The organism is Demequina sp. B12, assembly GCF_028823635.1.
Classification (GTDB): Bacteria; Actinomycetota; Actinomycetes; order Actinomycetales; family Demequinaceae; genus Demequina.
In genome coordinates this window covers 601513-622977 of the sequence record NZ_JAPEHU010000001.1, presented here as the reverse complement: position 1 = coordinate 622977, position 21465 = coordinate 601513, and the positions used below count along the sequence as shown (strand labels likewise).

General features: G+C 64.6%; 18 protein-coding genes. 9 read left to right on the top strand and 9 right to left on the bottom strand.

The features are described 5' to 3' along the window. Positions 1–9: 9 nt before the first annotated feature. Both ON058_RS03050 and ON058_RS03045 read left to right on the top strand, forming a co-directional pair. Positions 10–1083, top strand: a complete 1074-nt coding sequence (locus ON058_RS03050; RefSeq protein WP_274667554.1) for a VanZ family protein — start codon at positions 10–12, stop codon at positions 1081–1083. After that, positions 1080–1805, top strand: coding sequence for a DUF1361 domain-containing protein (locus tag ON058_RS03045; protein WP_274667553.1), 726 nt, complete (start codon positions 1080–1082; stop codon positions 1803–1805). Before ON058_RS03050 ends, ON058_RS03045 begins: the two co-directional genes overlap by 4 nt. Positions 1806–1808: 3 nt before the next feature. Here the strand turns inward: ON058_RS03045 and ON058_RS03040 are convergent, their stop codons facing one another. The 5 genes from ON058_RS03040 to ON058_RS03020 all read right to left on the bottom strand — a co-directional run bounded on the left by ON058_RS03040 (position 1809) and on the right by ON058_RS03020 (position 7336). After that, positions 1809–2078 (bottom strand): DUF4190 domain-containing protein, encoded by a 270-nt coding sequence (locus ON058_RS03040; protein ID WP_274667552.1) that lies wholly within the window; start codon positions 2076–2078, stop codon positions 1809–1811. 103 nt (positions 2079–2181) lie between these two features. Further along, entirely contained in the window at positions 2182–3057 is an 876-nt protein-coding gene (gene htpX, locus ON058_RS03035; protein WP_274667551.1) for a zinc metalloprotease HtpX, read from the bottom strand. Between the two features lie 163 nt (positions 3058–3220). Then, complete coding sequence (locus tag ON058_RS03030; protein WP_274667550.1) at positions 3221–4603, bottom strand: FAD-dependent oxidoreductase; 1383 nt, start codon at positions 4601–4603, stop codon at positions 3221–3223. A 115-nt stretch (positions 4604–4718) separates the two neighbouring features. Then, positions 4719–5369 (bottom strand): DUF4125 family protein, encoded by a 651-nt coding sequence (locus ON058_RS03025; RefSeq protein WP_274667549.1) that lies wholly within the window; start codon positions 5367–5369, stop codon positions 4719–4721. After that, the gene (locus tag ON058_RS03020; RefSeq protein WP_274667548.1) at positions 5366–7336 is read right to left on the bottom strand and encodes a DUF4037 domain-containing protein; all 1971 of its coding nucleotides are present in this window, start codon (positions 7334–7336) and stop codon (positions 5366–5368) included. Before ON058_RS03020 ends, ON058_RS03025 begins: the two co-directional genes overlap by 4 nt. A 298-nt stretch (positions 7337–7634) precedes the next feature. Here ON058_RS03020 and ON058_RS03015 point away from each other — a divergent pair, with 298 nt between their 5' ends. The 7 genes from ON058_RS03015 to rarD all read left to right on the top strand — a co-directional run bounded on the left by ON058_RS03015 (position 7635) and on the right by rarD (position 15412). Further along, positions 7635–9416: a nitrite/sulfite reductase gene (locus ON058_RS03015; RefSeq protein ID WP_274667547.1), complete on the top strand. Its 1782-nt coding sequence runs from the start codon at positions 7635–7637 to the stop codon at positions 9414–9416. Beyond that, positions 9413–10144, top strand: a complete 732-nt coding sequence (locus ON058_RS03010) for a phosphoadenylyl-sulfate reductase (protein WP_274667546.1) — start codon at positions 9413–9415, stop codon at positions 10142–10144. The genes ON058_RS03015 and ON058_RS03010 overlap by 4 nt, the downstream gene beginning before the upstream one ends. Before the next feature lie 23 nt (positions 10145–10167). Then, positions 10168–11085 (top strand): sulfate adenylyltransferase subunit CysD, encoded by a 918-nt coding sequence (gene cysD, locus ON058_RS03005; protein ID WP_274667545.1) that lies wholly within the window; start codon positions 10168–10170, stop codon positions 11083–11085. After that, entirely contained in the window at positions 11085–12536 is a 1452-nt protein-coding gene (locus ON058_RS03000; RefSeq protein WP_274667544.1) for a sulfate adenylyltransferase subunit 1, read from the top strand. The genes cysD and ON058_RS03000 overlap by 1 nt, the downstream gene beginning before the upstream one ends. Then, positions 12536–13339, top strand: coding sequence for an ABC transporter ATP-binding protein (locus tag ON058_RS02995; protein ID WP_274667543.1), 804 nt, complete (start codon positions 12536–12538; stop codon positions 13337–13339). The genes ON058_RS03000 and ON058_RS02995 overlap by 1 nt, the downstream gene beginning before the upstream one ends. Continuing rightward, a complete protein-coding gene (locus ON058_RS02990) occupies positions 13326–14156 on the top strand; it encodes an ABC transporter permease (RefSeq protein WP_274667542.1) in 831 nt (276 codons plus the stop codon). Before ON058_RS02995 ends, ON058_RS02990 begins: the two co-directional genes overlap by 14 nt. A 317-nt stretch (positions 14157–14473) precedes the next feature. Further along, entirely contained in the window at positions 14474–15412 is a 939-nt protein-coding gene (gene rarD / locus ON058_RS02985; protein WP_274667541.1) for an EamA family transporter RarD, read from the top strand. 97 nt (positions 15413–15509) lie between these two features. Here rarD and ON058_RS02980 read toward each other — a convergent pair whose 3' ends face one another. Genes ON058_RS02980 through nuoL form a run of 4 tightly spaced genes read right to left on the bottom strand, consistent with a single transcriptional unit; the run spans position 15510 to position 21465 of the window. Further along, on the bottom strand, positions 15510–16505 hold the full coding sequence (locus ON058_RS02980) for a polyprenyl synthetase family protein (protein WP_274667540.1): 996 nt from the start codon (positions 16503–16505) through the stop codon (positions 15510–15512). A gap of 4 nt (positions 16506–16509) precedes the next feature. After that, the gene (nuoN, locus tag ON058_RS02975; protein ID WP_274667539.1) at positions 16510–18090 is read right to left on the bottom strand and encodes an NADH-quinone oxidoreductase subunit NuoN; all 1581 of its coding nucleotides are present in this window, start codon (positions 18088–18090) and stop codon (positions 16510–16512) included. After that, positions 18087–19580 carry an NADH-quinone oxidoreductase subunit M gene (locus tag ON058_RS02970; RefSeq protein WP_274667538.1) on the bottom strand — a complete coding sequence of 498 codons (1494 nt, stop codon included), beginning with the start codon at positions 19578–19580 and terminating at the stop codon, positions 18087–18089. The genes nuoN and ON058_RS02970 overlap by 4 nt, the downstream gene beginning before the upstream one ends. 7 nt (positions 19581–19587) lie before the next feature. Further along, the gene (gene nuoL, locus ON058_RS02965) at positions 19588–21465 is read right to left on the bottom strand and encodes an NADH-quinone oxidoreductase subunit L (protein ID WP_274667537.1); all 1878 of its coding nucleotides are present in this window, start codon (positions 21463–21465) and stop codon (positions 19588–19590) included.

Sequence of the window (21465 nt, the reverse complement as noted above, 5' to 3'; positions counted from 1 at the left end):
AGGTGGCACGTGTCGCAAGTGTTCCTGGGTGTGCTCGCCGTCGCGTTTGGCCTCCTCGCTTGCGCCCTGTTGTTTGTGCCGTTTCTCGCCATCACCCAGCGGCGCGAGGGGCGACTCACTCTTCGCACCACAGTCCTGGGCATCGCGACGGTCGTGTACTTCATGGCGCTGTGGGTCTACACCCTCCTGCCCCTTCCCGAACCGGAGCAGATCACCTGCGTCGCCGAACCCCAACTGGACGTGTGGGCGTTTACCGACGATCTGAGGGACGCTGCCGCGAGCGGCAGCGCGCTGACACACCCCGCATTTCTCCAACTCGCGTTGAACGTCCTGCTCTTTGTGCCCTTGGGGGTCCTGGTGCGGCTCGTCCTGCACCGAGGTGTCGTGGTCGCGGGGCTTGCAGGGCTCGCGTTGTCACTGACGGTCGAGTTCACTCAGTTCACCGGCGTGTGGGGGCTGTATCCGTGTGGGTATCGACTCTTCGACGTCGACGACCTCCTCACCAATACCGCTGGCGCGGTCCTTGGCTCGGCTCTAGCGTTCGCGGTTCCAGCAAGGCTGCGCGTGCCGCCGAGTCGTGTCGCTTTCGTCAGCGCGCCCACTCCTGTCACACGAGCACGGCGACTCGTCTCCATGCTCGCCGACTTCCTCGTGGTCACCTTCCTCACGTTTGTCGCGTTCACGGCCGTCCTCGTCATCGTGGAGTACATCGTTGGCATCGACGACTTCGACCCCGATGCCAGCTGGGTCACCGGTGTCGTGAGCGCGACGACGCTCATCGTCACCGGAACTGTCACCCTCAGCACCGGGGCCACGGTCGGTCAGCATGCTGCCCAATTGCGGTACCGCGCCAGCCGTGACGGGTCGCTGGCGCATCGCGTGGTGATCTTCGCCTGCGGGATTGGTGGCTACCAGGTGCTCACGCTGCTGCCTGGCCCGTGGGCCGGCGTTGTTGTGCCCGCTTTCGTGATCGCCTCAGTCATCGCTGTCTTCTTCACCCGTGAAGGCCGCGGGCTCCCGGGTCTCGCTGCTCAGGCCGATCTCATCGACTCCCGAACTCTCGAGAGGACACCCACCTCGTGACCACTGCCGCGCTCGCGCTTGTCCCCGTCGGACTCCTGAACCTCTACGCGCTCATCCTGATTGTGGTGCGTCCGCGAGCTTTCGGCGTCACGCTCTACCGCCCCATGGTCCTGAATCTCGGGCTTTCAATCGTGCCCGTGGCCGTGGCCGTCCTGACGGCGGTCGGCATCATCGCACTCACGCCGGCCATTGAGCAGCTCCGCGCCGAGGCCGCGAGCGCAACCTTTTGGGTGTTGCTCGGTGTGGGAACCGTAACGTGGGTGCTGTTCTTCCCGAACGCCACGTACTTGATCACTGAGCTGAACTTCAGCCACCGGCGCTCAGACTCGCCCGTGCCGCTGTGGTTCGACATCGTTCAAACGCTGTCATTGACCTTGTCGGGCATCGCGAACGCCATCGTGAGCCTCGCAGTCATGCAGACATTGTTTGTGCTGTTGATCGTCGACCCCGGGGCGTCGCTCTTGGCGCCGTGGTCCAGTTGGGTCTTCGCGGCCATCGTGATCGTGCTGGGGGCGTGGGGTGTCTACCTGGGACGGGTCTTGAGGTTCAACAGTTGGGACGTGCGGCACCCGAGCGATTTCGTCCGCAAACTCGTGTCGCACTTCCGCGAGCATGGGAAACTCGCGACTGCAGTCGGCTTCACATCGCTCCACGCTGGCCTGATCGCGTTGCTGTATGCGCCGATCTACGTCCTGGTCTACGCGGCGCTCATCGGGCTGTAGCGGCTAAGCGTTCGCCACAGCGCCAATGAATCCGAGCGCGACGAGCAACAGAATGATCACGGCGATGGCGACGGCAATCCATCCGAGCACCACAGCAGCGACGGCCATGCCATGGCCCCGCTCACCTGTGCGCTTGATCTGGGACAGCGCGATGTACCCGAAGACCAATCCGAGGATTCCTGTAAACCACACGAAGATGATCGCAAGGATCGCGAAGACATTGGTGCCTGGCTCTGCGGCTGGCTGCGACGGGGTGACCGACGGTTCGCTCATGTCAGTGATGATAAGCACAGCCGCATGAGACCCGCATCCGCAGGTCACGGCTGCCGCTCACCCACACGAACCGACTCAACACCCGGGCAGTCGCTGGGTTGGGCTAGAAGTACTGCCCGTTCTTGCGTGCCATCTCTTCAAGCCGGCCGATGCGCTGGTCCATGGGCGGGTGGGTGGCGAACAGGTTGGCGAGGCCTTCGCCCTTGAAGGGGTTGGCGATCATCATGTGGGAGACGTTTTCGAGGCTGGGCTCGGGTGGCAGGGGGCGGGTTTGGGTGCCGCGTTCGAGTTTGCGGAGGGCCGATGCGAGGGCGAGGGGGTCGCCGGTGAGGGAGGCTCCGTCTTCGTCGGCGTCGTACTCGCGGGTGCGGGAGATGGCCATGCGGATCAGTGACGCGGCGATCGGGGCGAGGATCAGCATGGCGAGCATCGCGAAGGGGCCGAACGGGTTGTCGCGGTTGTTTCCGCCGCCGCCAAAGAAGAACAGCATTTGGGCGAGCGCGGTGATCATGCCTGCGAATGCGGCTGCGACGGAACCGATGAGGATGTCGCGGTTGTAGACGTGCATCAGTTCGTGTCCGAGCACGCCGCGCAGTTCGCGTTCGTCGAGGAGTTGCAGGATTCCTTCGGTGCAGCACACGGCGGCGTTTTGCGGGTTGCGGCCCGTGGCGAAGGCGTTGGGGGCTGCCGTGGGTGAGACGTACAGCCGGGGCATGGGCTGGTTGGCTTCTGCGGACAGTTCCCGGACGATGCGGTACATCGTGGGTTGTTCGACTTCAGTGACGGGGCGGGCGTGCATGGCGCGGATCGCGAGCTTGTCTGAGTTCCAGTAGCCGTAGATGGTGCCGCCCAGGCCCAGCATGGCGAAGATCCAGATGAACTGGCCGCCGCCCACGAAGGAGCCGACTCCTAGTAGGACAACCCACAGCAACACGAACAGACCCATGGTCTTGACGCCGTTGAAGTACTTCCCTGACACTCTTCCTCCGGTCCATATCCCCCGGCAAACATTCTGCGTCATGAGAACGGTCGTGTGGGGCACTCGGTTCCCGGTGCGTCGTGGGGGAAAAGAAACCGGCGGGCCCTAGTGATAGGACCCGCCGGCGACAGCATGAGCCAGTGTGAACTGGCGTGCCGTGGCGTTACTTGTGGTGACGGCCCAGCGAGATGTCGGTCATTTCTTCACGGGGGACGACCTTGATTCGTTCGCGTCCGTCGGCCTCGCCGAGTGCGCGCTCGTGGGCGTCGAGGACTTCCCAGTCCTTCCATTCAATGACGTCGACTCCGCGGTTCTTGAGCAGCGTCAGGAGGTTGTCGGGGCTGAGCTGTTCCGCTCCGGCACGCGTGTTTTCGTACAGTGCGGGTGCGTCCGCCACGATGTTCGCGATGGTCTCCTGGGCATCGGACTTGGTGTGGCCGATGAGGCCCACGGGTCCACGCTTGATCCAGCCGGTGGTGTAGAAGCCGGGGACCTGGTTGCCGTATTCGTCGAGGACGCGGCCGGCTTCGTTGTTGATGGTGCCCTTCTTGGAGTTGAAGGGAACGCCGTCAATCTCGGTGCCGTAGTAGCCAACTGCGCGGTACACGGCCTGGACGGGGTAGTCGATGAACTCGCCGGTGCCCTTGACGGAACCGTCGCCCTGGAGGGCGGTGCGTTCCATGCGGACTCCTACGACCTTGCCGTCTTCGCCGAGGATCTCGTGCGGGCTCTGCAGGAAGTGCAGGTGGATGCGGCGCGAGGCGTTGCCGGGCTCCTTGAGGGCGTAGTCGGTGAGCGTCTTGACGACAAGCTTCTGCTGCTTGTTGTTCTCAGCGATCTCCATGGAAGCTTCGTCGAACTCGTAGTCGGTCTCCGGGTAGACCACGATGTCGACGTCGGGGACGTGACCGAGTTCACGCAGTTCGAGCGGCGAGAACTTCACCTGTGCGGGGCCGCGGCGCCCAAAGACGTGAACGTCGGTGACGGGCGATTCTTTGAGTCCGTCCAGAACGTTGTCGGGGACTTCAGTGGAAGCCAGATCCTTGGGGTGCTTGGCGAGGACTCGAGCGACGTCGAGCGCCACATTTCCGACGCCGAAGATCGCGATTTCTTTTGCATTCAACGGCCAGGTACGGGGAACGTCGGGGTGACCGTCGAACCAGGACACAAAGTCGGCTGCGCCATACGAGCCATCCAGGTCAATACCAGGGATGTCAAGGTCGGCGTCTTCAAATGCTCCGGTAGCGAAAATGACGGCGTCGTAGTGCTCACGCAAATCGTCGAGCGTGAGGTCCGTGCCGACATTAACGTTGGCGAGCAAACGGATATCTCCGCGGCCTAGAACATTGGCCAATGCCACAATGATCTGCTTAATGCGGGGGTGGTCCGGAGCCACTCCGTAACGCACCAGGCCAAAGGGTGCCGGGAGGCGTTCAATCAGGTCGATTGACACATTGAGGCCGGACTTGGACAGAATGTCGCTGGCGTAGGTTCCGGCAGGGCCGGCACCGATAACAGCGACGCGCAGGGGGCGTTCCGTGGTCACGCGAATCACAATCCTTGGGGGATGGGGGGCGGCGAGCCGGGGACGCTCCCGGTCGCAATGGCCAAGAGTATAGACACGTCCGTCAAGCGTAAATCGCCGTGGCCGCCAATTCTCGCTACTGGGGCTGGTCCGCTTCGGCTTCGCTCAGTGAGCCGTACCCGGCGAGCCCGACGGTCAGCGCCACGGTCTGTTCTGTGAGGTTCACGCCCCGCTTTTCGAGGTCCGCCACGAACCCTGCGTACAGGTCGATCGTAGTGTCCGAATAGGAACTCAACTCGCCGCGCAGGTACGTCTCGAAGGAGGTCGCAGCGAGCGTGTCCTGATGCGTGCGCAGGACGCGCATGTGTGCGCCGAGCCGCGGATACTCCGCATGGAAGGCCTGCGCCCAGGCCACCTGGGTTTCAATGATGCGTTCCTGCGTGTGCACCCGGGATGGCGTGAGGACCGGTAGCCGTGGTGCGATCTCGGTGGTGAAGCGCTCGGGTTCGGTGGTGGCCATCATCCAGGCGTATTTTTCGGTCAGCAGGTTGCGTCCACGCTCGTCTGCGCGGTCAAGGTCTGCGGCGTAGGACTCCAGCAGCGGCACTGGCCAGGTGAGGAACTGGCTGAGGCGTTGCGCATGGAAGGTAGGCCAGTCGTCTTGGCAGAACGCTCGTCCACCTTCGGAGTTCACTTTGTCGAACTGGGCGTACTCGTGGCGAACGATCGCTTCGGCGACATCCAGCCGTGCCGCGAGCGCTTCGCGATCGTCACTGACACCTGTCATTGCTGCCTCAACCAAGCATCGGCGATCCGGACGGTCAGTTCGGCACGGTGGTGTTCCAGGAAGGTGGAGGCGGAACCTGACAGCCCTTGGATTCTGAACTCGTCTGCGATCGCGGCGCAGATGGACTCGATCCGGTCCGTGAGCGCTTCCCGGGCTCCCGAGGACCCCTTGCCACCTTCGCCAAAGGCGGCACCACCCAGGCAGGCGGCGGATGCCAGACGCATCACTGCGGTGAGCTCGTCCACCACGGAGCCAAGGCGTGCCAATGGCCTGGACTGGAGCTCACGCAGGGCAGCGAAGCGCCACTTGTAGTACGGCAAGTACCCCACCTGAGCTGGCCGGTTTAGGAGGAATACGAGGGACGATGCTGCACCGACGAACTCTCCGACGCTCACCCAGGCGGCTTCTCCGTCACCCCGGTCAAGCATGCGGGGAACGTTGTATTGGCCGGTTTGGGCGGCGAGTCCGGCGCGCCGCGACAGGTGGGTAAGCCACACGTCGCGCGGCATGCGTTGGAATGAGCCGCGAGCGGCGCCGAAGGCCCCGTGCGGGTCGGCGAACACTTCGCCGTTGGTCGCTGCGGCAAGAGTGGCCTCGTCGAGGTTGATCCACAGGTGCGGTTCGTCCGGGGTGGGGGCGTGGCGTTGCCCGGTGATGGACTCGAAGAAGTCGCCGATCTCGAACACTCCGGACCGGCGTTGGTCACGGGCTGCCAGCGCTGGGCGCACCGGATAGCCCCGGTATTCGAGGGGCAGGGACTCGTAGTCGGCTTGGAGGTCTGCGCCGATCAGCATGTAGTCCTCGGTGGTGAGCCACAGGCAGAACCCCACCCCAAAGTCGTGGTCAGTGCTGATCTCGTCATCGAAGCCGTAGCACTCGGATCCGTGGCCCACGAGTCCCGCCGCGATCCGCCCGGCGTAGGCGGGATAGCGTTCCTCGATCATCGGCCGGCCATGGTCTTGCCAATAGCCGCGAGCAAGGTCAAGGCCGGGGATATGGGGCCGCCGGGCGCGGGGGGCCGATGCGTTTCCGGGCTCGGCCACGGATGCAGGGCTGGGCGGCGTGGTCGACGTGGCCGCTTCTGCCGCAGTGGCGCGGGAAGCCGCGCCGTGACCGTCGGTGCCCAGCGCGTCACGGATGGCGGTTGCTTCGATCAGGTTTGCTGCGGTGACGCGGTACGCCTCGCTGTCACGTCCGTAAGCACGCTCCACGATGTCGCGCGCTTGCTGCAGATGTGCGACGGCGTCCACAGCTTCGCCAGCACGGAGCTGCATCGAGGCATGTGCCGCGAGCGCCGCGGCATAGTGCGGATCGTCGCTAGCCCCGGCTGCACGGAAGATCGCGACGGCGCGTGACGAGTGGGTGAGCGCGGCATCGGCGTCCCCGGCAGCGTCGCACGCATGCGCCATGTTCGCGTGCGTCATCGCGATGTCCAGGTCGTGGTCCGGGTCAACAGACGCCTGGGTGAGGATTGCGAGCGCCCGCTCCTGCTCGGCGACCGCAGAGTCCAGTTCCCCCACATCGGTCAACGCAAGGGACAGGTTGTTGTGCAACGCAGCGAGCCGCCTGTCATCACCGCCGAACACCCCAGTCGCAACGGCGAGCGCGCGCTCGTAAGTGGCCCGCGCATCGGCCGTCTGGCCGGCAGCCCGTTGGGCGGTGGCCGCGTTGATCAGCGTGGTGGCGTCCGCTTCCGTGCCACCCAAGTCAAGTTCTGAGATCAACGCGAGCGCAGCATCGGCGTGCTGCAACGACTCTTGGTGCGCGCTGATGGACCGGAAAAACCCTGCGGCCTCGTTGTGGAGCGTCAGCAACGCAGGCTTGTCCCCCAACTCAGTGGCATCCGCAATGCCCTGGTCCAGGTGAGCGTGCGCCGCCTCGGGTCCCGCCTGAGTGGCGAACAAACGATCGAGGTGCTGCAGGAAGTCAGCGACGGGAAACTGGCCGTCGTGCGGGTGAGACCTCAACCAGATTCCTCCATGTCCGTCGAGCAACTGCGGCGACGGGGACTGCGCCGTTGCACCAGTCTACGGAAAATTGGGGGCTAGGCATGGCGACGATGCTGTGGCACAATCACAGCCATGTCACAGCAGCTCACCATGCGCGCATCCCTGATGTGCCGTTGCTGCTGTGCCATGTGTCTGTCGGCCTAGTCGCCCGCGGATACGCATGTAGCCCTGGGCGCTCGGCCATCGAGCGCAGTCCAGATTGTGCTCTAAGGCCTCGCTCCCACTGATCAGTGAACATACGAGTCGAGGAGTTTCGGTGACTGACGCCGATGCCACTACACCTGGCACCCCTGCCGCCCTGACCGACGCCGAAGAGCGCCGCCGTCACCGCGAGGAAGCGCGCAAGATCCGCACGCGTGAGGCAGCCGCACGCAAGAACACCGCGTCCAAGGACGGCCAGTGGGCAGCCGGTGACCGCACTCCCCTGAACCCCAACGAGGAGTTCAAGTCCACGGGAGACCCGCTCGAGGTCCGTGGTCGCATCGAGTCGATGTACTCCAAGTGGGGCTTCTGGTCCATTCCGCCCAGCGACCTCCGTGGTCGTTTCCGCTGGTGGGGGCTGTACACGCAGCGCCGTCCCGGGATCGACGGCGGCCGCACCGCCGTGCTCGAACCGCACCAGCTGGACGACGAATACTTCATGCTGCGAGTCCGCTCCGACGGCGGCCAGCTGAACGTGGAACAGGCACGTGCGATCGCGAAGATCTCCGTGGACTTTGGCCGGAACACCGCAGACGTGTCCGACCGCCAGAACATTCAGTTGCACTGGATCCGCATTGAGGACGTTCCCGAGATCTTCCGCCGCGTGGAAGAAGTCGGACTGTTCACCACGGAGGCGTGCGGCGACTCGCCCCGCGTCATCCTGGGCTCCCCCGTCGCAGGAGTCGCCAAGGACGAACTGCTCGACCCCACCCCCGCGATCCAAGCGATCATTGAACGCGGCATCGGCAACCCCGAGTTCTCCAACCTGCCCCGTAAGTTCAAGTCCGCCATCTCCGGCACCCGGATCCCCGACATCGTTCACGAAGTCCAGGACATTGCGTTCGTGGCCGTGGAACACCCCGAACTGGGAGTCGGATACGACCTGTGGGTTGGCGGTGGTCTCAGCATCAACCCCCACCTGGGTGTGCGTCTTGGTGCGTTCGTTGAACCCGCCAAGGTTGCCGAAGTATGGGCCGGTGTCATCGGCATCTTCCGTGACCACGGCTACCGCCGCCTCCGCACCAGAGCGCGCCTGAAGTTCCTGGTCAAGGCGTGGGGTGCAGAGAAGTTCCGCAAGGTTCTCGAAGAGGACTACCTGGGATGGGCACTTCCTGACGGCCCTGGCCCCGAAGTTGCCAGCCCCGGCGACCGTGGCGACCACGTAGGAATCCACGAACAGCGCGACGGCCGCTACTACATCGGCGCTGCACCCATCGCTGGACGAATCTCCGGTGAGAAGCTCGCCGCAATCGCAGACATCGCGGAAGCCGCAGGTTCGGACCGGATCCGCCTCACGCCGTTGCAGAAAATCCTCATCCTGGACGTGCCGGAAGACAAGGTCAACGACGTCGTCAACGGCCTGCGTTCACTCGAACTAGAAGCACAGCCCGGCGAGTTCCACCGCAACGTCATGGCGTGCACCGGAATCGAGTACTGCAAGCTCGCGATCGTCGAGACAAAGGCCACCGCGAAGGAAGTCGTGGAGATCTTGGACAACAAGTTCCCCACACTCGACAACCCCATCACCGTGCACGTCAACGGCTGCCCCAACTCCTGCGCACGTGTGCAGGTCGCGGACATCGGCTTCAAGGGCCAGCTGGTCCTCGATGAGGAGTCAGGCGAACAGGTTCCGGGATTCCAGGTTCACCTGGGTGGACGCCTGGGCCACGGCGAGGACAACGACTTTGGCCGCAAGATCCGCGGCCACAAGGTCACCCAGACCGGTATGCCCGAATATGTAGAGCGGGTCACAGCCAACTACCTTGCCGACCGCAACGGCCCCGACGAAAGCTTCGCGACCTGGGCTATCCGGGCTGAGGAGGAACTCATCAAGTGAACCCTCTTGTCCCCGGAGCCGCCTCACTCACCCTGCTCAACCCGCAGGAGTGGAACGCTGAGACCTGCGCAGTCGTCAATGGTCGGTTAGAGAACGCCTCTGCCGCACACATTGCCGACTGGGCTGTCGCCACGTTCGGCAAGAACCTCATCGTCGCCTCATCGATGCAGGACACGATCCTGCCGCACATGTTCGGTACACGTCTTGAAGGCGTGGACATCCTGTTCCTCGAAACCGGCTATCACTTCCCCGAAACCATTGCCACGCGCGACGAGGCCGCACGCCGCTTCCCCATCACCGTGGTCAACGCCGAATCCGAACTCAGCATCGACGAACAAGCACAGAAGTACGGCAAAGACCTGTTCCGCACCGACCCCAACCTGTGCTGCCAGTTGCGCAAGGTGGAGCCGCTGCGCCGCGCCTTGTCGAACTACGACGCCTGGGTCACAGGGGTCCGCCGCGTCGACGCCGCCACCCGGTCCGAGATGCCGGTGGTGTCCTGGGACGCCAAGCACGGCCTCGTGAAGATCAACCCCCTGGCCTTGTGGGACGACGACACCGTTGAGCAGTACCAAGTCACCCACGACCTCCCCCGCAACCCTTTGGTGGCCGACGGCTACCCCAGCATCGGCTGCGCGCCATGCACGCGCAAGGTTGCGCCCGGCGAAGACCCCAGGGCGGGTCGCTGGGCAGGCCAGAACAAGACCGAGTGCGGGCTGCACACGTAAGCGACCACGGCAGGACATCACCTATGACTGATCAGACAACCGCGCCCGCTCGGCTGAGCACGCTCGACTCGCTTGAAGCCGAGGGCATCCACATCATTCGGGAGGCAGTGGGCACCGCCCGCAAGCCAGTCCTCCTCTTTTCCGGCGGCAAAGACTCCGTGGTCGTGCTGCACCTCGCCACCAAGGCCTTCTGGCCCGGCAAGGTGCCGTTCGAACTGCTCCACGTCGACACCGGCCACAACTTTGACGAAGTGTTGGAGTTCCGCGACCGCACCGTTGAACGCTTGGGGCTGCGCCTCCAGGTAGCGAAGGTTCAGGACTACATCGACGACGGCCGCCTGCGCGAACGTCCCGACGGCACCCGCAACCCGTTGCAAACCGTTCCTTTGCTCGACGGCATCGCCGAACACAAGTACGACGTGGTCTTTGGTGGGGCACGCCGTGACGAAGAAAAGGCCCGCGCCAAGGAACGCGTGGTGTCACTGCGCGACGAGTTTGGCGCCTGGGACCCCCGAAACCAGCGCCCCGAGCTGTGGAACCTGTACAACCCTCGCCACCTACCAGGCCAGCACGTGCGCGTGTTCCCGCTGTCGAACTGGACCGAGTTGGACGTGTGGCGCTACATCGAACGCGAAAACATCGAACTTCCGTCCCTGTACTACGCGCACGAACGTGACGTGTTCCAGCGTGACGGCATGTGGTTGACCCCGCACCACAGTGTGCGCGTGCGCGACACCGACCAGATCGTCAAGCGCACCGTCCGCTACCGCACCGTTGGCGATGCGTCCTGCACCGGCGCTGTTGAATCCCCCGCGATCACCGTCTCCGACGTCATCGCGGAAGTCGCCTCCACCCGTATCACCGAGCGGGGAGCCACCCGCGCCGACGACCGGCTGTCAGAGGCCGCCATGGAAGACCGCAAGAAGGAGGGGTACTTCTAATGACTGCCGCACCCGAATCCGTGACCACCACCGACGACGCTTCTGACGCATCGGCCGTCCCCGACACCACCCGCACGTCTTTGTTGCGTTTTGCGACCGCTGGCTCCGTTGACGACGGCAAGTCCACCCTGGTGGGCCGCCTGCTGCACGACACCAAATCCATCCTTGCCGACGCATACGAAGCCGTCGAACGGGTGTCCCGCGAGCGCGGCTCCGAAGAAGTGGACTTGGCGCTACTCACCGACGGCCTGCGAGCCGAACGTGAACAGGGCATCACCATCGATGTGGCCTACCGCTACTTCTCCACCCCGCGCCGCACGTTTATTTTGGCGGACTGCCCCGGCCACGTGCAGTACACCCGCAACACCGTCACCGGTGCGTCCACGGCCGATGCTTTGGTGGTCTTGATCGATGCCCGCTACGGCGTGGTGGAGCAGACCAAGCGTCACCTTGCGGTGGCAGCGTTGCTGCGCGTCCCCCACGTGATTGTCGCGGTCAACAAGATCGACCTGCTCGACTATGCACAGGGCCCGTACCGTTCCATCGCGCAGCACGTGCAGTCGCATGCGGAGTCCCTGGGACTGCCGAACGTCATCACGGTGCCCGTGTCCGCGTTGAACGGCGACAATGTGGCAACCCGGTCGGAGTCGACCCCTTGGTATGAGGGCCCCACCGTCCTTGAGATCCTCGAGACGGTCCCGTCCATCGACCAAGGCGCCGACGAGTTCGCGGCAGCACACCGCCACGGAGTGGCCCACCCCACGGCGGCCGATGCCGAAGCGGCGGCCAGCGGATGGCGCTTCCCCGTGCAGCTGGTGTTGCGTCCGCAGGATGCAGCTGTTGCCGAGGAGTTCCGTGAGTACCGCGGATACGCCGGCCAGGTAGCCGAAGGCACGGTCCGCGTGGGAGACGAGGTCGTCGTGCAGCCCTCGGGCAAGCGCACCACCGTTGCCGGAATCGACACCGCGACCGGTCCGCTCGAGGCCGCCCACACAGGCCAGTCAGTGGCGATCCGCCTGGCTGACGAGATCGACATTGCCCGCGGCGACCTGTTGTCCTCCGCGGAAGACGCCACCAGCGCCTCGAAGAAGTTCCACGCACACGTGGCGTGGCTCACCGACCGGCCGCTGCGGGTACGCGACCGCGTCCTGGTGCAGCACGGTTCCGCCACCGTTCAGGCCATGGTCGCGTCCATCGACGGCATCCTCGACATCTCGCTTCCGGGCGGGACCCTGGACTCGTCGATCAAGCCAGGCCACGAACTCCTGCTCAATGACATCGGTGTGGTGACGCTGCAGTTGGCACAGCCCCTCGCTGTCGAGGACTACGGCAAACACCGTCGCACCGGCGCGTTCTGCCTGGTAGACCCTCAGGATGGCAACACGCTAGCCGCCGGCACCGCACGTGCACACGTGCCCGGTACCGGCGAGGACACGTACGTTTCCATCTGATGAGCGCATCCGTCACCCTCACCGACGTCGCACAGGCGTTCCCCGGTCGTGAGCGTGCCCGCCTTGCACTCGATGGCATCACCCTCACCATTGAGGCTGGCCAGTTCGTGTGCGTGGTGGGACCGTCGGGCTGCGGAAAATCTACGCTGCTGGACCTTGTCGCGGGGCACACCCGCCCCGCGCGAGGCTCCGTCGCAGTGGCCGATGCTGCAGTCAAGGGCCCCGGGCTCGACCGCGTCATGGTGTTCCAAGACCACGCGCTGTTCCCCTGGATGAGCGTGGCGGACAACGTGGGCTTTGGGCTCAAGAACGCGGGCATCTCTGCCGCCGAGCGGGAAGCAACCGTAGCGACGTGGCTGGCAAAGGTGGGACTGACGGACGCGGGGGCGTTGCATCCGCATCAGCTCTCCGGTGGCATGCGGCAGCGTGCGGCACTGGCACGGGCATTCGCGATGCGACCCCAAGTCCTGCTCATGGACGAGCCGTTTTCCGCGCTCGATGCACCCTCGCGTGACCGCCTGCACGTGGAGTTGCAGGAGCTGTGGGCGGACACGGAAACCACCATCATCTTTGTCACGCACAACGTGCGTGAAGCGGTGGCGCTAGGCGACCGTGTCATCGTCCTATCCTCAGGGCCCGGCCGAATCATCGGCGACGTACCCGTGTCGCTCGCCCGCCCCCGCGTGGTCGAGTCGGAGCGCGTGGTCACGTTGGCGCACAAGGTCCGCGGACTGCTCGACGAAGCCGACCAGCTCGGTATCACCACACCCCGTGAAGGTGGAGACTCCTATGTCGCGATCTGACACCCTCACCACCGAGCAGCGCGTCCAGGTGGGATCGCGTGCCCCCTGGTGGAAAGCATCGGCCCCCATCCTCATCACCGGCGCCGTGCTGCTGCTGGTGTGGGCCGGGGTGTCAGTGTTTGTCGACACCCTGCCTGGACCTGCCGCGACAGGTGACGAACTGTGGCGCATGGCCGTGGACGGGCAACTGTGGTCCATCTTTGGCCGCATCACCCTGTTCATGACGGTGTGCTTCGCGATCGCGGCCATCGGTGGGGTGACGTTGGGGCTGCTGTTGGGCTCACGCCGCTGGCTCGACCGCGGTTTGTCGCCGTATCTCGCTGCCCTCCAAGGCATGCCTACCTCGATGTGGATCCCTGTCGCCGCCGTGGTGCTGGGAACCTCGCCGTGGTCGCTGGCTGCAGTCGTGTCCATCGGTGCGATGCCTGCCATCATGCTGGGCACCCGGTCCGCGGTCGCGAACGTGCCACCGCTGCTGATCCGCGCCGGACGCACCTTTGGTGCCGAGGGCGGCACACTGTTGCGTCACGTGGTCCTGCCCGCCGCCCTGCCCGGCATCATGACCGGCCTGGAACTCGGCTGGTCCATTGCCTTCCGCTGCCTGGTAGCCGGCGAGATCTTCTCCGGTGCCCTGTCCGGCACAGGCATCGGCAACGTCATCTCCCGTTCGCGTGAAACCGGCGACCTCACCGAGATGATGGCCACCATCATGATCGTGCTCGCGTTCACCCTGCTCGTGGACCGCCTGGTGTTCGCCAAGGTGCAGCACCGCCTACGCGTGTCGCGAGGCCTCGTGGACTCCGGGCTGCCGCACTAGGTCCCGGGCTGCCCCTCCCGCTCCGGGTCTCCGCGCCCGCCCCCCGGTCTCCGCGCCCGCCCCCGGGTTTCCGCGCCCGCCCCCGGGTTTCCGCGCCCGCCCCGAGCCGTCCCTGACACAGCAGCGGGGCCGCGGACGGCGTGTCGTGCGAGACACGCCGGGCCCGGTCTGCCCGACGTGTCAGGGACGGCACAGTCGCGCAACCGCTGGGCTACCCGCAGCCGGCCACCAACCACCCGGCCCCCAACTGGCACCTCGATGCCGGTGCCGCGCGGCACACGGTTCCGGTCGGCAGGGTCCGGTGCCACACTCAGAACGTGAACACTCCCCTGTCGAGCTCCGGACTGGCCTTTGGCGCAAGTGCCTACGTCATCTGGGGTCTGTTCCCACTGTTGTTGACGGAGCTCGCCCCCGCGAATGCCCTTGAAGTGACCGCCCAGCGCTCCGTGTGGTCGCTCGTGGTGTGCGCCCTGCTGCTCACGGTCATGAACGGATGGCAGCGAATGGCGGCCGTGGTCCGCAACCGCCGCACGCTGCTGATGTTGGGCGCTTCCGCGTCCGTGATCGTCATTAACTGGCTGGTCTACGTGTTCGCAGTGGAGACGGGCCATGTGAGTTCGGCCTCGCTGGGGTACTACATCAATCCGCTGGTCCTCGTGGCGCTGGGAGTGGTGTTCCTGGGCGAACGTCTGCGCCGCGCACAAGTCGTGGCGTTGGGCATTGCGCTAGTGGCGATCGTGGTGATTGGCGCAGGCCTGGGTGAGTTCCCGTGGATCTCGCTGGTGCTGGCCGGGTCGTTTGGTTGCTATGGCTTGTTGAAGAAGCAGGTGGGCCGGGACGTTGATGCGCTCACTGGTTTGACGGTGGAGACGCTGCTGCTGGCTCCGGTGGCGCTGGCGGGGCTCGCGCTCATGTCCAACGCCGGAGGGATCACCTTTGGCCAGCGGGGCGAGCCTGGCCTGGGCCTGACCCACGACCTCCTGCTGGTGTCGACCGGGATTGTGACGGCGGGCTCGCTGCTGCTGTTCGCCGCAGGTGCGCGCCGTCTGCCACTGTTCGTGACGGGACTGCTGCAGTACATCGCACCCACCATGATGTTTGCGCTCGCAGTGACGTACTTTGGCGAGCCGATGCCGTGGACCCGTTGGGCGGGGTTCTCCCTGGTGTGGGTGGCACTGGTGGTGCTCACCGTGGACGGCTGGCGATCGCGCGCGCGCAAGCCTCAGGCGGTCGTTCAGCCTGCAGAACCAGTGTGATGGGGGCACGAGCCTGGCCACGATAGCCACCGAGACTCTACGGCCAGGAGGAAGAACCGTCCCAATTACCACCGTGTATCTACGGCCAGGGGAGGTTTTAGGCTGCTCGGGCCACCAAAGCATCGGCGAAGGTGTTGAGCGCGTCCTTCACTGCACCATCGGGCAGAGTCGACACGGCATCTGCCGCATGCTCGGCCCACTCGCGAGCCTTCGCGCTGGTCTCGTCGACCACCGGGTGAACGGCCAGGCGTGACACCACGTCCGCGAGGACCTCATCGGAGGACAGGTCACCGTCAATGTCGGCGAGCAATGCGATGTCCGCATCGGTCGCAGAGCCAGCGGCGACGCGCTCCCGCAAGAGCAGCACGGGCATGGTGGGCACGCCTTCGCGTAGGTCGGTGCCGGGGGTCTTGCCGGTGTCCGCGGCGGTGGACCGCACATCGATGACGTCGTCCGCGAGTTGGAACGCCACACCAGCAAGCTCGCCGTAGCGCGTGACCTTCTCCACGATGCTGGGTTCACAGCCGGCAAACAGCGCGCCAAAACGAGCCGAGGTGGCGATCAGTGAGCCGGTCTTGTCCGCGAGCACCTGGATGTAGTGGTCCACAGCACTGTCACCTTCGCGCGGGCCCACGGTTTCGTGGAGCTGTCCCAGGCATAGCCGTTCGAAGGTCTGTGCCTGAATCCGTACGGCTTCCGGGCCTAGCCCAGCGACTACACGGGACGCGCGTGCGAACAGGAGGTCGCCGGTGAGGATCGCCACCGAGTTGCCCCAGACCTCGTGCGCCGCAGGGGCGCCACGACGGGTGGGAGCGGAGTCCATGACGTCGTCGTGATAGAGCGTCGCAAGATGCGTGAGCTCGACCACGACGGCCGCTTCAATCACTTCCTGACGGGTGCCATCGCCCAACTGCGCCGCGAGCAGCGTCAGCATGGGGCGCAGACGTTTCCCTCCGGCGTTCACCAGGTGCTTGGACGTGGCGTCCGCAAGAGAATCCGCCTGGCCCACCGCGTCACGGAGTCGTTCTTCAACGAGTTCCAGACGCGGGGTCAGGATGCCGTCCAGCTCGTCGCTGCCCAGCGGAAGTGACATGTAATTAGCCGCCGATCACCAGAAAGACTGCGGATTCTTGGAACAGTTCCAAGACTCCGGAAGGCAGAATGCCCAGCACCAGGATAGCGATCGCAGTCAGGTAGATGACCACGCGAGACAAAGGCTCGTTGCCCACTGCGATGGAGTCCTCTGCGCCTTCCGGCACATCAGTGAAGAACATCAGCACAATGAGGCGTACGTAGAAGAACGCCGCCACGGCCGAGGCAATCACGGCGATCAGCACCAGGATCCAGGCGCCGCCGGCGACGGCCGCGGAGAAGACCTCAAACTTTCCGATGAAGCCTGCGGTCAACGGGATGCCAGCAAAGGACAGCAGGAACAGCGCCATCGCGCCAGCAAGGAGCGGCGAACGCTTCCCCAGTCCAGCCCACTGACCCAAACGCACGGCTTCTGCACCCACGCCACCGTCTTCGGCACGTTCCCGTACCTGGGTGATGATCGCGAACGCACCGATGGTGGCCAGACCGTAAGTCAACAGGTAGAACGGCAACGCCGCCAGGGCCTCGGCTTCAAGACCCGCGAAGGCCACGAGGATGAATCCTGCGTGTGCGACTGCGGAGTAGGCAAGCATGCGCTTGATGTCGGTCTGCACCAGCGCCAGGACGGTTCCCAGTGCCATCGACAGGATTGCGACAGCCCAGAACATCCACGACAGTTCCCACTCCAGCGGGTAGAACGCCAGGTACATGACGCGGATCAGTGCGGCCGTGGCGGCTGCCTTGGTCGCGGCACCCATGAACGCCGTCACGGGGGTGGGGGCACCCTGGTAAACATCCGGCACCCAGGAGTGGAACGGTGCGGCACCGATCTTGAACATCAGGCCCACGATCACCATCACTGCTCCAAGGAGCAGCATGCCATCGCGTCCGTCGACGATCTCGATCGCGATGCCAATGAAGGCTACGTCGATCTGCGTGGTGGCACCGTAGACCAGCGCAGCACCAAACAGGAAGATCGCCGAGGAGAACGCCCCCAGGAGGAAGTACTTCAGGGCGGCTTCCTGCGACAGCAGGCGGCGACGGCGCGCAAGCGCCACGAGGATGTACAGCGGCAAGGAGAACAGTTCGAGCGCGACGAACAGGAAGATCAGGTCCGTGACACAGGTGAACAGCATCATGCCGCCCACCGCGAACAGCGCCAGCGGGAAGACTTCCGTCACCTGCAGACCGGCACGGCGTGCCAGCTTCTCTTCGACGGAGCCCGGAGCGACCGAGCCCAGCGCGGTGAAGGACTCCTCGTTGTCGGAGGTCTTTGACGCGAACAGCAGCACGCTGAGGACGGCAAAGATCAGCAGCATCAGCTGCCACGCCAGGGACTGGAGGTCCACGGTGATCTTGCCGGACATCACGACGGTGCCTGCAGCACCCTCGAGTCCTCCCCACTGCACCACCACGGCCACGAGCGCAGCAAGCAGCGCCGCACCGGACAGCCACAGCTGCACCACCCGGCGGGTGGCGGGAGTCTTGATGAACGACTCAACGAGCACGCCGGCTGCCGCGGCGCCCAGGACGATCAGGATGGGCGTCAGCGGCGCCCAAGCGATCTCGGGGGTCACGAAGTTCACGCGTTCGCCTCCTCGATAGCGACGTAGGCCACGGCATCGGCCGCCGGCTCACGTACGTAGTCAATGGCCAAGCCGGGCAGGAAGCCCAGGACCAGCATGGCGACAATCAGCGGCCACGCCACGAGCTTTTCCCGCAGGGTCATCTCGCGGGTGCCTTCGCTGCCTTCCAGCACTGGTCCGGTGAAGACCTTCTTGTAAGTCAGCAGGATGTACAGCGCGGCCAGCACCACGGAGATCGCGGACACGATCACTGCGGCCTTGGCAACGGGGTACGCGCCAATGAAGACCATGATTTCCGACACGAACGGCGACAGACCCGGCAGGGCGGCAGCCGACATACCGACGATCAGGAACGATCCCGCGAACACCGGAATGACTCGCTGCAAACCGCCGTAGTCGGCCAGATCCGCCGAGCCGGTGCGTTCGATCAGGAAGCCCACGAGGAAGAACAACGCTGCTGTCGACAGACCGTGGTTGAACATGTAGAGCGCGGCGCCCTCCATGGAGGTCTGCTGGAACGCGAAGATTCCCAGGATCATCACGCCAAAGTGGCTCACCGAGGTGAACGCGACCAGGCGCATCATGTTCTTCTGCCCGATCGCGAGCAGTGCACCGTAGATCACAGAGATCACGGCCAGGACGATGATGACCGGCGCCGCCCACTGGGAGGCGTTCGGGAACATCGTCAGGCATAGCGTGATCATGCCGAAGGTGCCGATCTTGTCCAGTACCGCGACCAACAGGGCGGTGGTGCCGGGGCGGGCCTCTTCTGCGACGGTGGGAAGCCACGTGTGCAGGGGAACCATGGGGGCCTTGATCGCGAACGCGAGGAAGAAGCCCAGGAACAGCAGGCGCTCCGTGGTGGAGGACATCTCCATGCCGGTGAGGTTGTCGATCAGGAACGCCTGCTCGCCCCCTTCACCCACGAAGTACAGCGCCACGACGGCGACCAGCATGATGAGGCCACCCACGAGCGAGTACAGCAGGAACTTCACGGCTGCGTAGCGGCGTTGTGCGCCACCAAAGCCACCAATCAAGAAGTACAGCGGTACCAGCATCGCTTCAAAGAGCACGTAGAACAGGAACACGTCGCGGGCCGCGAAGATGCCGACCATGAACGCCTGGCCCAGCAGCACCAGCGCCATGTAGTTGCGGCGGCGGGTGGCGTCGGTCTCTTCACGCCAGCCCGCCAGGATGGCAAGCGGCACCAAGATGACCGACAACGCAATCATCAGCAAGCCCAGGCCATTCACACCCAGCGCCCAGGAGGCACCGATCTGCGGAATCCACGCGTGCGTCTCCGCGAACTGGATGGCGCCAGCGTCGGCCTTGTCGAACTGCAACGCCATGACGACGAACAGTGCGGCCTCGGCCACGGTGACGCCCAGCGCAATCTCGCGCGCCTTGGTACGGGCCGATGCGGGCAGGGCCCACAGCAGCGCGGCACCCACGACGGGGAGGGCGATGAGGACAGTCAGGAAAGGAAACATAGTTTTCTTAAGCCCCCATCACGATGACAAGTGCGATCACAACGACTCCTACGAGCATCGTCAATGCGTAACTGCGGACCTGGCCGTTTTGGAACTTGCGCGATCCTTCACCCAACCGGGCCCAGCCACGTGCCTGCTTGTTGACGGCGCCGTCGATGATGGCGGCATCTCCGTAGACGAGCGTGCGCGTGAGGTGCTGACCGGGACGCTGGAACACTGCACGGTTGACGGAGTCCTGGAAGAAGTCGTTGCGTGCCGTGATGGTCGCGAGCGACCCCGCGGGAGCTTCTTCGGGGACGTCTGCGCGGCCGTACTTCAACCAAGCGATCACGGCGCCCAGGATCACCAACGCAAGCGTCAAGCCAATGATGAGCGGGATAGGAATGACCGGGTCGTGGTGTTCAGCATGACCGGTGACGGGCTCAAGGAAGTGAGCGAAGCGGTCACCCGAGGCGAGGAACAGACCAAGGAAGGCCGATCCGACCGCAAGAATCATCATCGGGACCGTCATCAGCAACGGCGACTCGTGCGGGTGGACCTCGTCATTCCAGCGGGCCTTGCCGTGGAACGTCATGAAGAACAGGCGCGACATGTAGAACGCCGTCAGACCCGCACCCACCAGTGCAGCGCCACCGAGGACCCACGGCTGCCAGCCGTCGCCCACAAACGCCGCTTCAATGATCTTGTCCTTGGACCAGTAGCCAGAGAACGGCGGCACACCCAAGATGGCGAGCCATCCCAGACCGAACGTCACCCAGGTGATGGTCATGACGCCACGCAAGGCGCCGTAGCGACGCATGTCGACGCCGTCGTTCATGGCGTGCATCACGGAACCCGCACCGAGGAACATGCCGGCCTTGAAGAAGCCGTGCGTCACCAGGTGGAAGATCGCGAACGCGTAGCCGATGGGCCCAAGACCCGCAGCCAGCATCATGTAGCCAATCTGCGACATCGTGGACGCGGCGAGCGCCTTCTTGATGTCGTCCTTAGCCATACCGATGAACGCACCCAAGAGCAGCGTGATCGCACCCACCACGGCCACCACCAGCTGAGCATCGGGCGCACCGTTAAAGATGGGTGCGGAACGCACAATCAGGTAGACACCCGCGGTCACCATGGTCGCGGCGTGGATCAGTGCGGACACCGGCGTAGGACCAGCCATCGCGTCACCCAGCCAGGACTGCAAGGGGAACTGAGCAGACTTACCGCACGCGGCCAGCAGCAGAGCCAAACCAATCGCGGTCAGCGTCGCGGTGGACGCTTCCGGCGCCTGAGCAAACACCGTCTCGAAGTCCACCGCGCCAAACGCAGCGAACATCATTCCCATCGCGACAATCAGACCGATGTCACCGATGCGGTTCACCACAAACGCCTTGTTCGCGGCGGTGGCGTACTCGTTCTTCTGGTTCCAGAAACCGATCAGCAGGTACGACGCCAGACCCACACCTTCCCAGCCGAAGAACAGCAGCAGGAACGAGTCGGCGAGCACCAGCAGGAGCATCGCGGCAATGAACAGGTTCAGGTAAGCGAAGAAGCGGCGACGTGCAACGTCGTGCTCCATGTACGCCACCGAGTAAAAGTGGATCAGGGTTCCCACGAACGTGATGAGCATCACGAAGGTGATGGACAGCGGGTCCACCAGGAGGCCTACATCGACGTTGAGGTCACCGCCGGGGATGAACTCCCACAGCGTCAACGTCATGCCGGGGTGGTCCCCACTCTCGCCCAACATTTCCAGGAGCGCGCCAGCGCCCACAAGGAAAGCGACAGAGGAGGCGGCCACGCCTACCCAGTGACCCCACGCATCGGCCCTCTTGCCAGCAAGCAGCAGGAATGCTGCGCTTGCCAGCGGGATGGCGATGGCGAGCCAGATCAGTGACTGCAT